Genomic DNA, 16,260 nt, shown 5'->3' with positions numbered 1-16,260 from the left:
GTTAGTGTGCTTGGGACACCGATAGAAGAAGTTGAGCAAATTTATGACTGCGGCAGCAGAAACGTCACCGATCGAAGCGCGGGTCGGCCACTACTACCAGATGGACGGCACCTACGTGGTCGGCCGCGAGAAGCTCCGCGAATACGCCCGTGCCGTGCAGGACTACCACCCCGCGCACTGGGATGTCACCGCAGCGGCCGACTTGGGCTACTCGGACCTGGTCGCGCCGCTGACGTTCACGTCGGTCCCCGGCATGACCTGCAATCGCCGGATGTTCGAATCGGTGGTCGTCGGTTACGACACCTACCTGCAGACCGAAGAAGTCTTCGAACAGCACCGCCCGATCGTGGCCGGCGACGAACTGCACGTCGACGTCGAGCTGTCGTCGGTGCGCAGGACGGCCGGCCGAGATTTCATCACCGTCACCAACACCTTCACCGACACGGACGGCGAACGGGTGCACACCCTGCACACCACCGTTGTCGGCCTCACCAACGAGGACGTCAATCCGGCAATTAAAACGGCCGTGCAAAAGATGATGATGCACGACGTCGACATCTTCGGTATCGGTGAAGAGGATTACCAGAAGACGGTGCGCCCCGAGGGCGAGGTTCGGATCGCCGAGGGAAGCACCACCCGGACGCCGGGGACGCCGTCCTTCGAGGACGTCCAGGTCGGTGACGAGCTGCCGGCGCATCACGCCCGACTGTCGCGCGGCGACCTGGTGAACTATGCCGGCGTGGCCGGCGACGCCAATCCGATCCACTGGGACGAGTCCATCGCCAAGCTCGCCGGGCTGCCCGATGTGATCGCCCACGGAATGCTCACCATGGGTTTGGGTTCCGGGTTCGCGTCCGCGTGGTCGGGCGACCCCGGGGCGGTAACCCGCTACGCGGTGCGGCTGTCCCAGCCTGCGGTCGTATCTGCTGCCGAGGGAGCGGACATCGAGTTCAGCGGCCGGGTCAAGTCGCTGGACCCGGCCACCCGTTCGGGCGTGGTGATTGTCGCCGCGAAATCCGGTGGCCAGAAGATCTTCGGCATGGCGACGATGAACGTCCGCTTCCGCTGACCGTTTTTCCGGGCGGCCGGCTCAGAGCTCGAGCACACGAATCTCGCCGGTGCCGCCGTCGACTTCGACGAGCGCACCCGACGGTAAGGCCTTGGTTGCACCCTGGGCGTCGACCACACACGGGAAGCCGAACTCGCGCGCGACCACGGCGGCGTGTGACATCGGCCCACCGAGTTCGGTGACCACGGCCGCGGCGTAGCAGAAGGCGGCGGTGTAACCGACATCGGTGACCTCGGCGACGAGAATCTCGCCGGGCTGCAGATCGTCGATGGTCTCCGGCCGCACGATCCGCACGCGGCCGCGTACCCGTCCCCCGCACACCCCGACCCCGTGCAGGGTGTCCCCGCTGGTCAGACCGGGCGGCGCCGTGCTGGACGGCTGCCAGCTGCCGCTGAACACCGTCGGGGGGACCACGCCGGCCAGTCTGCGGTGTTCGGCGCGGCGGCGCGCCACCACGCCGGCCGCATCGGGCGGCAGTGCGTCGAGTTCGTCCACCAGGAGGTAGAACACGTCGTCGGCGTTGTCGAAGATTTCGGCGTCGGCCAACCGGCGCCCATACTCGCGGAGCAAACCGCGCAGCACCCAGTTCGCGCGGACCATTTTGTCGCGGCGGACTTCGCGGTCGCGGATCTGACGCGCGGCCAGCGCCGCTATGGGCTTGGCGCGCAACGGAATTCGTGGGGGCGGTGGCGGCGGAGTGGGCGGGGCGGTCATCGCCCTGGCCACCATCCGGACCAGCAGCTCGGGGATGTCGGCGTAACTGGTCGACAGCATCTCCAGCTCCGCAGGGCCGCGATGACCGATCAGCTGAAGCTCGGACAACACCGCCGCATGAAACTCCGGCGCGTCGGCGGCCAGCTTTGCGAGCCGCTCTCCCGGCTCGCCGAGCAGCCGTACCACGTTCGGGTCGCGCCGTGCGGCAACCACCAACCGATGCACCGCCTCCACCGACCGCGCGCTGACCAACTCCGGCCCCGCCTGCGGGGCGGTGTCGCGCCCGCACAAGCCTCGCAACAACACATTGAAGGCGGCGCACAGCATGAACGACACCGAAGACAGCACCCAGCCGTGCACGACATCGTCGCGTGCCAGCAGGATCAGGCTGAGCAGGCGGCGATCGTCTAGCCGGGTGACGTCGTCACCGACCAGCCTTTCCAGGCGATCGACATCGGCCAGGTACTCGGCGGTGTCGCGGGGCGAACCGGCGCTCAGGCCGACCAGGTTGACGCCGAACACGCCGATGTTACGGACGGTGCGCAATCTCCTTCGGGCGCCGCTGGTTTCGGTGGGCGGGCGCTGTTCGCCGAAGATCGGCAGGGAGGCCATGCTGGGACCGAAGTATCCGCTGTTCCTGACGACCGTCGGGGGCTTGACGAACGGCACGGTTTCGGCCATGAAGTGCGCCGACGTGATTGCCCCATACAGCCGGTGGGCGAAGACCGCGACGGTTCGCATCGCGATTTCCCGCTGGACGATTCCACCGGGACGCAGCCGCTCGGCGATGGTCACTCCACCGGCGCGCAGCCCGCGCACGGTCGCCGAGGCCGACGACGGCGAAAACGGTCCGGGCAGCGCCTCCGATAGGTTGGTCGCCAAGAAGGTCGGGAAACGCGGATCGATCGGCGTGTCGAATTCCCCGTTATCCCCCGCCGGGCCAGCTAAATTGGGTTTCACCCCGTCTTCGGACGGCGCGTCGACGGCGGGCAGGTCGGCGATGTTGGTGAGCCGCCACGGGATCGACACCACCCGCTTGCCGACGGTGACCCGACCGCGAACCGCCAGCGCGAAATCGTCGACGCACTCCTGGGCGTTCCAGGTCGGCTCGACGCCCCACTCGTCGCGCAGCCGCGAGGTATCCATTAGCGGGGCGCCCCGCACCAGCTGTAGGTCCGCCGGCCCAAATCCCAACCGCACGATCGGGCGTCCCACTGCGGCGGCGACCTGACGGAAGCTCACCGCTCCGCGTGCCGCGAGATTGACAGGGCCGCTACCGGTTTCGGTGTTCAGCAGCGCCCAGGCGAATAGTCGAAGCGCGTCGTCGAGGTGGACCACCTGCATGCGACGATCGGCTTCCCCGCCGGGAAATGCCGGCAGCGCCAGTAGCCGGCACACCCAGTTGTCGACGCCGCGGCTAAGAATCGGCGCCGAACGGATCGCGACCCAGTCCAGGCCCGACGACTCAAGCAGCTGTTCGACGCGGGCTTTGTGTCGGCCATCCTCGAGGACCGGGGATAGCGCGTCGGTCTCGGCCTTCGGAGTGTCTGGCCCGCCGTAGACGTGTGCCGACGACGCGAAAACGATGCGCCCGGTGCCGGTCTCGGTCATCGTCTGCAGGACGTTGCGCGTGCCGCCGATATTGACCTGCTCGCTGTTGCGCGCCCAGGCGCAATGGGCGACGACGTCCGCACCGGCAATGGCGTGCTTGACCGCTTCGGCGTCGCGGATGTCCGCTGCGACGAATTCGGCTGCGCTCGACCAACTTTCGGGGCGGTGGCGCGCGACGCCGACGACATCGTGGCCTTGGCTGAGCAGCCGGGCGGCGAGGCCGCCGCGGCGCACACCACCGGCCCCCGTGATCGCGACCCTCACGGAATGTCTTTGCTCATGGCTACTCGTCGTCGTCGTCCATCAAGGCCGCGTTGACGAGGGCGTCGAGATCCATGTCCGCGATGTCCTTCTCTGTCGTCACCGCGGGGGCGGCCCCCTGGGCGCCGTCGGCCTCATTTGCCAACGCGAGCAACAGTTCCAGGACTCCGGCCTGGCGCAAGCGCTTGACCGGAATCGACCCGACGACCCGCTGGATTTCGGCTTCGCCCGGCGCGGCGGCGACCGCCTGTTGCTCCGATGCGCCGACGAGTTCGCGGTGCATGTAACCGGCCAGCGCGGCGGAGTTCGGGTAGTCGAAGATCAACGTCGGCGACAGCGCCAGGCCGGTGGCGGACTTGAGCCGGTTGCGCATCTCGACGGCGGTCAGCGAGTCGAAGCCCAACTCCTGGAAAGCCCTGTCGGGATGGATGGCCTCGGCGCTGGAGCTGCCCAGCACGGTCGCGATGTTCGACCGCACCAGGTCCAGCAGAATCGCCTGTTGCTCGTCCTCGGGTAGCCCTTCGAGCCGTTGCAGCAGAGCCGATTTCGACTTGGCGGCGGCCAGCGAGTCGTCGACCTGGCGACGGGTGGGCGCATTGATCAAATCGACGAACATCGGCGGCAGCGTGCCCGCGTCGAACTTCACCCGCAGCGCCGCGAGGTCGATGTGGGCGGGCAGCATGAATGGCTCGTCGACGATGAGCGCCGTGTCCATCAATTCCAGCGCCTCGTCCGAGGACATCGCGACAATCCCGTCCCGCCCGAATCGGGCGCGATCGGCGGCCCCCAGCCCGCCGGTCATGGCGCTGGCCTGATCCCACAGTCCCCAGCCCAGCGAGACCGCCGGCAGCCCCTGCGCCCGCCGGTGAGCGGCCAGCCCATCCAGGAACGAGTTGCCGGCCGCGTAGTTAGCCTGACCCGATGCGCCCGCCAGCCCGGCTATCGACGAAAACATCACGAAGGCAGCCACATCCAGATCGCGGGTCAACTCGTGCAGGTTCCACGCCGCGTCGACCTTCGCCCGCAGCACGGCATCGAGCCGCTCGGGAGTCAGTGACGCCACCACCGCGTCGTCCAGCACCCCAGCGGCGTGAATCACCCCGGTCAGCGGGTGCTGCACCGGGATGTCGGAGATCACCTTCGCCAATGCCTCGCGATCCGCGGCATCACAGGCCACCAGCTCCACGTGGGCGCCCGCCGCGCGCAGCTCGAACATCAGCTCCGCGCCGCCGGGTGCATCGGGACCGCGCCGGCTGACCAACACCACGTTGCGCGCCCCATGGCGGGCCACCACATGCCGCGCGAGCGCCGAACCGGCCATCCCGGTGGCGCCGGTGATCAGGACCGTGCCCGCCGTCCAGGCATCCGGCATCGTCATCACGACCTTGCCGACGTGGCGGGCCTGGCTCAAGTACCGCAACGCGGCAGGCGCACGTCGAACATCAAATCTGGTGACCGGCAGCGGGCGCAGCACGTCGTCGCCGAACAGTGCGGCCAACTCGTCGAGCAGCTGCGCGATGCGGTCCGGTCCGGCCTCGAACAGGTCGAAGGCGCGGTAGCGCACGCCGGCGTGATCCCGGGCGACGACCTCGGGTTCGCGAATATCGGTCTTGCCCATCTCCAGGAACACCCCGCCGGGGGCGACCAGCCGCAGCGAGGCATCCACGAAATCACCGGAGAGCGAGTCGAGCACCACATCCACGCCGCGCCCACCGGTCGCGGCCCGGAACTTTTCCTCGAACTCGAGGCTGCGCGAGTCCCCGATGTGGTCGTCGTCAAAGCCCATGGCCCGCAACGTGTCCCACTTGCCCCGGCTGGCCGTCGCGAACACTTCCAGGCCGAAGTGACGGGCCAGCTGGACGGCGGCCATGCCCACCCCACCGGCGGCGGCGTGTACCAGCACCCGCTGGCCGGGTTTGACGTCGGCCAGGTCGACCAGCGCGTAGCGCGCGGTGGCAAACACCACCGAAGCCGTCGCGGCGGCGGTGTATGACCATCCCTCCGGCACCTTGACGAGCAGTCGCTGGTCGGTGATCGCGACCGTTCCCGTCCCGTCCGGAAACAGGCCCATGACGCGGTCGCCGACCGTGAAACGTCCGTCCTGCGAGGCGGTTTCTGTGATTGTGCCGGCGGCCTCGATGCCCATGACCGCGTCCGGATCGGGATACAGGCCCAGGGCGATCATGACGTCGCGGAAGTTGGCCGCAATGGCCGACAACGCGACCCGCACCTGCCCGGGCCCCGGCGGCGCATCGGCGTCGGGGATCCGCTCCAACCGCAGATTCTCGATGGTTCCCCGACTGCTCATGCCCAGCCGCCACGGTCCGGCATCAGGTGGCACCAAGAGGCCGCCGACCGCGCGGCTGCCCAGCACCCGCGCGGTGTAGACCGTCCGATTGCGCAGCAACACCTGCGGCTCGCCGACCGCGAGAACCGCCGCTATCGCGTCGGCGTCCAAGGGCTCGTCGGTGTCGACGAGCACGATCCGGCCGGGATGTTCGGTCTGCGCCGACCGCACCAGCCCCCACACCGCCGCGCCCGCCAAATCGGTGACGTCCTCCCCCGGCAGCGCCATCGCGCCGCGGGTGGACACCACCAACGTCTCCGCCCCGTCGCGGGCCAGCCACGATTGCAGCACCGGCAGCACCGCGCGCGTCGCCGCGTATACCTCGGTCACGACGTCACCGGCCACCGGTGCCGATTCGAACAGCACCGCCGAGCGCTCGGCCTCGACGTTGTCCGGTTGCTCCAACTCCGTTGTCCCCCAGGCGGACACCGATACCGGCTGCACCGCCGCCGACGGCTGGGCGGACCAGACGACCTCGAAGAGCCGGTCCGGCCCCGAACTCGACACCGCGGCCAACAGCTGCTGGTCGGTCACCGGGCGGGCCACCATCGACTCCACCGAGAGCACCGGCAGCCCCAACCCGTCGGCGAGCTCGATCGACACCGCCGATTGGCCGTTCGGCACGATCCGCGCTCGCACGGCCGCCGCCCCCGCGGCGTGCAACGACACCCCCTGCCAGGAGAACGGCACCAGCATCGAGCCCTCGGGAAGCTCGCCGCCATCGGACGCGAGGATGACCGCATGCAGTGCGGCGTCGAGCATCGCCGGGTGGACGCCGAAGCCGGCCGTCGACACCCCGGCGTCGGTGGGCAGGGTGACTTCGGCGAAGACTTCGTCGCCGCGACGCCACATCGTCGTTAGTCCACGGAACGCGGGCCCATATCCGTAGCCGCGCTCGGCCAGCCGCTCGTAGCCGTCGCCGACGTCCACCGCGACCGCACCCACCGGCGGCCACGCCGAGAGATCCCCGCCCGGCTGTATCGATCCCGCGCGCAGAACGCCTTCAGCGTGCAACGACCACGCAGATCCGGTATCGGTCCGCGAGAACACCGACACCTCGCGTGCGCCCGAATCATTCGCGCCACCCACCACGACCTGAACGGCGACCGATCCGTCGGCCGGCAACACCAACGGCGCTGCCAGATTCAGCTCGTCGACGATCCCGCAGCCCACCTGGTCGCCGGCGCGGATCGCCAACTCGACAAAGCCCGCTCCCGGGAACAGGACGACCCCGCCGACGGCGTGATCGTTGAGCCAGCCCTGCGCGCCCGGCGACAGCCGACCGGTGAGCACGACTCCGCCCGACGCCGGCAGGTCCACCACCGCGCCGAGTAGGGCATGTTCGCCGGCGGCGAGACCCAGACCGGCGGCATCGACCGCAGCGCCCTCGCCGGACAGCCAAAAGCGGCGTCGCTCAAAGGCATACGTCGGCAACTCGACGAATTTGGCCTTCCCGAGGGCGCCGCGCCAGTCCACGGCCATCCCGGCGACGAACCCTTGCGCGACGGCGTTGGTCAGGGACACCGGCTCCGGGCGGTTCTTGCGCAAGGCCGACATCGTCGTCACGGCGGCATCCGGTAGCGACTCTTCGATCGACGCCGTCAGCCCGCCGCTGGGACCGACTTCGAGGAAACGGGTGCCGCCGGCCGAGTGCACGAAGCGCACGCTGTCGGCGAATCGCACCGCCTCGCGCACGTGCCGCTTCCAGTACGCCGCCGAAGCGAAGTCGTCGCCAGCGAGCTGTCCGGTCACGTTCGACACGATCGGGATGGTGGCGGTGCCGACGGCGAGTCCGGCGGCGACGGTGCCGAATTCGTCGATCATCGGATCCATCAACGGCGAGTGGAAGGCGTGCGAGACGGCGAGCTGATGGACGCGACGACCGTCGGCGCGGAGCCGCTCCGCGATCGCGGTCACGGCGTCGTCGGGGCCCGAGATCACCACCGAGGCCGGGCCGTTGACCGCGGCGATACCGGCCTCAGGCGCCAGCAGCGGCCGCACCTCCTCTTCGGTGGCTTGCACGGCAATCATCGCCCCGCCCGCCGGCAGGGCCTGCATGAACCGGCCCCGGGCCGCAACCAGTACCGCGGCGTTCTCGAGCGACAAGACGCCGGCGACGTGCGCGGCCGACAGCTCGCCGATCGAGTGGCCCATCACGAAATCGGGGTGCACACCCCAGAATTCCAGCAACCGGAACAGGGCAACTTCCACCGCAAACAGCGCGGGCTGTGCGAATTCGGTGGAGTTCAACAGGTTTTCGTCGGACCCCCAGATGACGTCGCGCAGTGGGCGTAGCAGGTGCCGGTCGAGTTCGGCCACGACGGCATCGAACGCCTCGGCGAAAACCGGGTACGCGGCGTGCAATTCCATTCCCATGCCCAGTGTCTGGGCGCCTTGGCCGGGGAAGACGAAGACGGTCTTGCCGCCGGGTGTCGCGGAACCACCAATGAACGACCCGGCCGGATCGTCGTTGGCCAGCTCGTCCAGCCCGGTCAGCAACTCCTCGCGGTCACCGCCGACGACGACGGCGCGATGCTCAAACGTCGACCGGCCGGCCAACGACCACCCCACATCGGCGATGTCGAGTTCACCGTGGGCGCGCACGTGCGCCGCCAACCGCGCGGCCTGAGATCTCAACGCCGATGGCGACTTCGCCGACACCGCCCACGGCACCACCGGCACGCGGGGACCTGGTTCCGGCTCGGCGGGCTGCTCGGCCGGGACGGCCTCGACGATGACATGTGCGTTGGTGCCGCTGATCCCGAACGACGACACCCCGGCCCGACGGGGATGATCCGCGGGCCATGCCCGCGCCTCGGTCAGCAACGACACCGAGCCCGCCGACCAGTCCACGTGCGGGCTGGGCTCATCGACATGCAGAGTCGCGGGCAGCGTCTCGCGGCGCATCGCCAGCACCATCTTGATGACACCGGCGACGCCGGCGGCGGCCTGCGTGTGGCCCATGTTCGACTTGATCGACCCCAGCCACAGCGGTTCGGCCCGGTCTTGTCCATAGGTCGCCAACAAGGCCTGCGCCTCGATCGGATCGCCCAAAGTGGTCCCGGTCCCGTGTCCCTCGACCACGTCCACGTCGGCCGCCGACAATCCGGCGTTGGCCAGCGCGGCGCGCACCACGCGCTGCTGCGAGGGTCCGTTGGGCGCGGTCAGCCCGTTGGAGGCGCCGTCCTGATTGATGGCCGACCCGCGGACCACTGCCAGCACGGGGTGCCCCAGGCGTCGCGCGTCCGACAGGCGCTCGACGACGAGCATGCCGCCGCCCTCGGAGAATCCGGTGCCGTCGGCCGCGCCGGCGTATGCCTTGCAGCGGCCGTCCGCGGACAGCCCGCGCATGCGGCTGAACTCGATGAAGATGTCGGGTGTGGCGTTAACGGTGACTCCACCGGCCAACGCCAGGTCGCATTCGCCCGAGCGCAGCGACTGCGCCGCCATGTGCAAGGCAACCAACGACGACGAGCAGGCCGTGTCCACCGAGACGGCGGGGCCCTCCAGCCCCAGCGCGTACGAAATCCGTCCGGAGGCCACGCTCGACGACTGCCCGGTCAGGCGGAAGCCCTCCGCGGCCGGCGCGGCGCCGATCCCGTAGCCCTGCGTGTACACCCCGGCGAACACACCGGTGGCGCTGCCGCGCAGCCCGCCGGGCTCAATTCCAGAGCGCTCTAACGCTTCCCAGGACAACTCCAGGAACAGCCGTTGCTGCGGATCCATGGCCAGCGCCTCGCTCGGCGTGATGCCGAAGAAGGCGGGGTCGAAGTCCGCGACGCCGTCCACGAAGCCGCCGGTGCGGGTATAGCAGGTGCCCGGAACGTCGGGGTCCGGGTTGTACAGCCCGGACAGGTTCCAGCCGCGATCGGTGGGAAATTCGGAGAGCACGTCGCGGCCCTCGATGAGCATGTCCCACAGGTCGTCTGGAGAATTCACCCCGCCCGGATAGCGGCACGCCATGCCCACGATTGCGATCGCATCGTCGCCGGTAGCGCGAGCGACGGGGGCGGCCTTGATTTCCTGCGGAACGCCGGCGAGCTCGGTGCGGATGTAGCCGGCCAGGCCGTTGGGCGTCGGATAGTCGAAGATAAGCGTCGGCGAAAGTGCCAGTCCCGTAGCGGTTTTGAGCCGGTTACGCATTTCGACCGCGGTCAGCGAGTCGAAGCCAAGCTCCTGGAACGCCTTGTCCGGGTCGATCGCCTCGGCGGTGGTGTTCCCCAGCACTGTGGCGATGTGCGATCGCACCAGATCCAGTAGCACGGCGTGCTGCTCAGCTTCGGGCAGCCCGTCCAGGCGATGCGCGAGCGCCGATTTCGATTTCGCGGCGGCCAGCGAATCGTCGACCCGGCGCCGGGTCGGCGCTTTGACGAGGTCGCCGAACATCGGCGGCACCGCGACCGCATGGGCGCGCAGGGCGCCGAGATCGATGCGGGCGGGCGCGATGAACGGCTCGTCGACAACCAGCGCGGTGTCGAACAGTTCCATCGCCTCGGCAGAGGACAACGCGAGGATCCCGTCCCGGCCGAGCCGAGCGAGGTCGGCGGCGTCCAACCCGCCCGTCATGGCGCTGGCCTGATCCCACAGCCCCCACGCCAGCGAGATCGCCGGCAGCCCGTGCGCCCGCCGATGGGCCGCCAGCGCATCGAGGAACGAGTTGGCGGCCCCGTAGTTGGCCTGGCCCGACGACCCGACCAGCCCCGCCATCGACGAAAACATCACGAACGCCGACAGATTCAGATCGCGGGTCAACTCGTGCAGGTTCCATGCCGCGTCGACCTTGGCCCGCAGCACTGTGTCGACGCGCTCGGGCGTCAGGGATGTCACCACCGCGTCGTCAAGCACGCCGGCCGCGTGAATCACGCCCGACAGCGGCCGTTGCTCGGAGATGTCGGCGATCGCCCTCGCCAGCGCGTCGCGGTCGGCCGCGTCGCACGCGACCACCCGCACCTGCGCTCCGGCCGCCTCCAATTCCGCGACCAATTCGGCGGATCCCGGCGCCCCGGGACCGCTGCGACTCAGCAGCACCAGGTCGCGAACCCCGTGCTGCGCGACGAGGTGACGCGCCAACGTCGAGCCCGCCATGCCGGTCCCGCCGGTGATCAACACGGCGCCGGCCCCCAGCGCACCCGGCATGGTCATGACGACCTTGCCGACATGACGGGCCTGGCTCAGGTAGCGCAGCGCGCTGCGCGCGCGTCGCACGTCAAATGTCGTCGCCGGCAACGGCTTCAGCACCCCGGCGTCGAAAAGCCCGGCGAGTTCGAGCATCCACTGATGCATCCGGGGACGGCCGGGCTCGAAGAGGTCGAAGGCGCGGTAGCGCACGCCGGGGTATTCCTGGGCCACCGTGCCCGGGTCCCGGATGTCGGTCTTGCCCATCTCCAGGAAAATCCCGCCGGGCGCGACCAGCCGCAGTGAGGCGTCGACGAATTCACCGGCCAGCGAGTCCAGCACCACATCCATGCCGCGGCCGCCGGTCACCGACCGGAACTTGTCCTCGAACTCCAAAGTGCGTGAGTCCCCGATGTGGTCGTCGTCGAAGCCCATGGCCCGCAACGTGTCCCACTTGCCGCGGCTCGCGGTCCCGAACACCTCGAGGCCGAGATGCCGTGCCAGCTGGACCGCGGCCATTCCGACCCCGCCGGCGGCGGCGTGCACCAGCACCCGCTGTCCCGGCTTGACGTCGGCCAGGTGGATGAACGCCATGTATGCGGTGGTGAAAACCGCTGAGATACCGGCGGCTTCGGTATAGGACCAGTCGGCGGGCATCGGCAGCAGCAGGCGAACGTCGCCGGGGACGAGCGTGCCGCTGCCGTCGGGAAAGAAGCCGTATACCGAATCGCCGACCGCGAACTCGGTGACGCCCGGGCCGACTTCGACCACCACGCCGGCGCCCTCGCCGCCAAGCAGGGCGTCGTGGGTGAACATGCCCAGCGTGATCATGACGTCGCGGAAGTTTGTCGCGATGGCGCGCAGGGCGACCCGGACCTGACCCGGCTCCAGCGGCGCGTCGGCGTTGGGAACCGGCTCCAGTTGCAGGTTTTCGAAGGTGCCCGCGCTGTCGATACCCAGCCGCCAGGGCCCCTCGCCCGGAGGTGTCATGATCCCGTCGACAGCGCGGTTGCCGTGCACCCGCGGGGTATAAACCTTGCCGTCGCGCAGCAGCACCTGGGGTTCACCGGTCGCGAGAACGTCGGCTATCGCGCTGTCGTCGAGGGCCGCGTCGCAATCCACGAGCACGATCCGGCCGGGGTGTTCGGTCTGCGCCGAGCGCGCCAGCCCCCACACCGCCGCGCCCGCCAGGTCGGTGACGTCCTCGCCCGCCAATCCCATCGCACCCCGCGTCGCGACGACCAGGACGCCGGAGTCCCGCTCGGTCAGCCACGACTGCACGGCGCCCAGCGCCTGGTGGGTGCGCTCGTAGGCTGCCTCGACCGGGTTGTCATGGGCCGCAACGGATTCGAATACTTGGTGAACGGGTGACTCGGCTTCGGTCGCGGCGGTCTTCGTCGCGGCCGGCGACCAGATCACCTCGAACAGCCGGTCCGGGCCCGCGCCCGACACCGCCGCACGCAGCTGCCGCTCGTTGACCGGGCGCGGCACCATCGCGCGCACCGACAGCACCGGCAATCCCAGCGCGTCGGCCAGCTCGATGGAGACCGCGTTGGCACCTGCGCCGTCCGCCGGCGCGATGCGCGCGCGCACCGCCGATGCGCCCGCGGCATGCAACGACACGCCCTGCCACGAGAAGGGCAACATCATTTCGCCGGTCCGGCCGGTGATTTGGTGGCCCATCGCCAGGGCGTGCATCGCCGCGTCGAGCAGCGCGGGGTGCACGCCGAACCCATTGACGCCGCCGGCGGCTTCGGGCAGCCGCACCTCGGCGAATACCTCGTCACCGCGCACCCACGTCGCGGTCAATCCCTTGAACGCCGGGCCGTAGCCGTAGCCGAGGGCGGCCAATTGTTCGTAGCCGTCCGCCGGGTCGGCCATGACCGCGTTCGCCGGCGGCCATACGGACAGATCCGCGTCCGGCTCGATCGAGCCGGGGCTCAGCGTGCCCTCGGCGTGGCCTACCCAGCCGGAGTCCGCATCGGTGCGCGAGAAAATCGAGACGCTTCGGCGGCCCGATTCGTCGGCGGGGCCCACCACCACCTGGACGGCGGCCGAGCCGAGCCCAGAATCCTTGGCCGGCAACATCAACGGCGCCTGCAGCGTCAGTTCGTCGACCGTCGAACAACCGACCTCGTCGCCCGCACGGATCGCCAGCTCCACGAACCCGGCGCCGGGGAACACGACCTGGCCGGACACGGCGTGATCGGCCAGCCAACCCTGCAGACTGGGCGACAACCGGCCCGTCAGTACCACCCCGCCGGACGCCGGCAGCTCGACGACCGCGCTTAGCAGCGGGTGCTCGCTGCTGCCCAGCCCCAGGCCGGTGGCGTCGGCCGCGACACCCTCACCGGAGAGCCAAAACCGGCGGCGGTCAAAGGCGTACGTCGGCAGATCCACGAAGGCGGCGCCGCCCAGGGCACCGCGCCAATCCACGCGCGCTCCCGCGACGAACGCGGTGGCGGCCGACGTCAAAAACCGCTCGAGACCGCCGTCGTCGCGGCCCAGGGTGGGAACGACGATGGCCTCGCCGTCACCGCCCAGGCGGTCGTTGACGGTGTCCTCGATCCCGGCGACCAGGGCCGGATGGGGACTGGATTCGATGAATGTTCGGTATCCGTGCTCACCCGCGTTGCGCACCGCCTGGTCGAACTGCACGGTCTGGCGGATGTTGCGATACCAATAGTCGGCATCCAATCCCGCTGTGTCCAAGCGGGTTCCGGTCACGGTGGAAAAGAATGCTATGCGGGAAGAGTGCGGCTCGATACCGTCGAGAACCTCTGCGAGCTCACCGCGGATCGCCTCGACCTCAACCGAATGCGACGCGTAGTCCACGTCGATCCGCCGGGTTCGCAGCTCCAGGTCGGCACAGAAACCGACGAGCTCGTCGAGCGCCGCCACCTCACCCGACACCACGACGGCCGACCGGCCGTTGACGGCGGCGATGCTGACCCGATCACCGTAGGGCGCCAACAACTCCCGGGCCCGCTCGGTGCTGCAGGCGATGGACAGCATGCCCCCGGGGCCGGCCAGCGACGTCAGCAGCTTGCTGCGCAGCGTGACCACCCGGGCGGCGTCGCGCAGCGACAGCGCCCCGGCGACGTAGGCCGCGGCGATTTCCCCCTGCGAGTGGCCGATCACCGCATCCGGACTTACTCCGATCGACTTCCACAGCTCGGCCAGCGACACCATCATCGCGAAGAGGACCGGCTGCACGACGTCCACGCGATCCATCCCGGGAGCACCGGGGGCGCCGCGCAGCACATCGATCAGCGACCAGTCGACGAATTCCGCGAACGCTTCGGCGCACGCCTCGATCTGGCTCGCGAATACCGGTGCGGTATCGAGCAATTCGATGCCCATGCCCAGCCATTGAGAGCCTTGGCCGGGGAAGACGAACAAGGTCTTGCCCGCCGGCGTCGCGGTGCCGCGAACAACCGATGCGGCGACGTCGTCGTCGGCCAGCTCGTCCAACCCGGCCAGCAACCGGTCGCGGTCGCCACCCACAACAACGGCCCGATGGTCAAACGTCGCCCGGCCCGCCAGCGTCCACCCGACATCGGCGACATCCAGCTCGTCGTGGGCGCGCACGTGCGCCGCCAACCGCGCCGCCTGCGCCCGCAGCGCCGCCGCCGACTTCGCCGAGATCACCCACGGCACCACCGACCGCACCGGAGCAACGTCGCGCGCCGGCTCCGCGGGAGCGGCCTCGATGATCACGTGCGCGTTGGTCCCGCTGATCCCGAAGGACGACACCCCGGCCCGACGCTGGTGATCCGCCGGCCACGCCCGCGCCTCGGTCAGCAGCGACACCGAGCCCGCGGACCAATCGACGTGCGGGCTCGGCGCATCCACGTGCAGCGTCGCCGGCAGCACCCCGTGGCGCATGGCCTGCACCATCTTGATGACACCGGCCACACCGGCGGCGGCCTGCGTATGACCCATGTTCGACTTGATCGACCCCAGCCACAGCGGCTCGTCGCGGTCCTGGCCATAGGTGGCCAGCAAGGCCTGGGCCTCGATCGGGTCACCCAGCGTGGTGCCCGTCCCATGCCCTTCGACCACGTCGACCTCGGCCGTCGAGAGCCCCGCGTTGGCCAGCGCCGCGCGCACCACCCGTTGCTGCGACGGACCGTTCGGCGCGGTGAGCCCGTTCGACGCGCCATCCTGATTGACCGCCGAACCCCGCACCACCGCCAACACCGGATGACCCAACCGCTGCGCGTCCGACAACCGCTCGACGACCAGGATCGCCCCGCCCTCGGACCAGCCGACGCCGTCGGCCGCCCCAGCGTAGGCCTTGCACCGCCCGTCGGGCGCCAATCCGCGGTGCCGGCTGAATTCGACGAAGACCGTCGGCGTGGCGTTCACCGTCGCGCCGCCGGCCAGTGCCAGGTCGCACTCCCCCGAGCGCAGCGACTGCACCGCCATATGTAGTGCCACCAACGACGACGAACACGCGGTGTCGACCGACACCGCCGGGCCCTCCAGACCGAGCACATACGAGACCCGCCCCGACGCGACGCTAGACGTCATTCCGGTCAGGCGGTAGCCCTCGATCTCCTCGGCGAGCATGCCGTAGCCCTGGACGATGAGCCCGGCGAAAACACCGGTGGCGCTGCCGCGCAGCCCGCTAGGGTCAATTCCCGCGCGCTCCAACGCTTCCCACGACAGCTCCAGCAACATCCGATGCTGGGGGTCCATCGCCAGGGCTTCGCTGGGCGCGATGCCGAAGAACGCGGGGTCGAAGTCCCCGACGTCGTCGACGAAGCCACCGGTGTGCGCGTACGTCTTGTGGCGCGCGTCGGGGTCGGGGTCGATCAGTGTCGCGAGGTCCCACCCACGGTCGGTGGGAAACTCCGAGATCACGTCGCGGCCATCGGCAACCATTTGCCACAGGGCTTCGGGAGTGTCGACGCCGCCCGGGAAGCGGCAGGACATCCCGACGATCGCGATCGGCTCGCTCGACCGCTCCAGCAGGGCGCGGTTGGTGCGCTTCAGGCGTTCGACCTGTACCAGCGCTTTGCGCAGCGCTTCGGTCGCATGCTGGAGTTGATCCACCATCACTGCCCTTCGCCTACCATTGGCCGTCGTTCACCGCCGGATGCGGCTCTCGCCGAGTCACGGAAGTTGCGGCACGAAG

At 69.6% G+C, this 16,260-nt stretch carries 3 protein-coding genes; 1 reads left to right on the top strand and 2 read right to left on the bottom strand.

The features are described from left to right. The first annotated feature begins 43 nt into the window (after positions 1-43). Positions 44-1,069 (top strand): fused (3R)-hydroxyacyl-ACP dehydratase subunits HadA/HadB, encoded by a 1,026-nt coding sequence (locus A5747_RS21305; protein ID WP_076128023.1) that lies wholly within the window; start codon positions 44-46, stop codon positions 1,067-1,069. Positions 1,070-1,090: 21 nt separating this feature from the next. On the opposite strand, the gene A5747_RS21300 is transcribed toward A5747_RS21305, so the two are convergent. Both A5747_RS21300 and A5747_RS21295 read right to left on the bottom strand, forming a co-directional pair. Then, positions 1,091-3,658 carry a sugar epimerase family protein gene (locus A5747_RS21300; protein ID WP_076128020.1) on the bottom strand — a complete coding sequence of 856 codons (2,568 nt, stop codon included), beginning with the start codon at positions 3,656-3,658 and terminating at the stop codon, positions 1,091-1,093. A 19-nt stretch (positions 3,659-3,677) separates the two neighbouring features. After that, the gene (locus tag A5747_RS21295) at positions 3,678-16,181 is read right to left on the bottom strand and encodes a type I polyketide synthase (RefSeq protein ID WP_076128018.1); all 12,504 of its coding nucleotides are present in this window, start codon (positions 16,179-16,181) and stop codon (positions 3,678-3,680) included. Positions 16,182-16,260 lie beyond the last annotated feature (79 nt).

Source organism: Mycobacterium sp. IS-836, from assembly GCF_001954275.1.
Classification (GTDB): domain Bacteria; phylum Actinomycetota; class Actinomycetes; order Mycobacteriales; family Mycobacteriaceae; genus Mycobacterium.
The sequence above is the reverse complement of the archived record's forward strand: the minus strand, read 5'-3'. Positions and strand labels throughout refer to the sequence as shown.

Coding starts and splice junctions, on each gene's coding strand:
- A5747_RS21305 (WP_076128023.1), top strand. CDS start 44: ATGACTGCGGCAGCAGAAACGTCACCGATCGAAGCGCGGGTCGGCCAC.
- A5747_RS21295 (WP_076128018.1), bottom strand. CDS start 16,181: ATGGTGGATCAACTCCAGCATGCGACCGAAGCGCTGCGCAAAGCGCTG.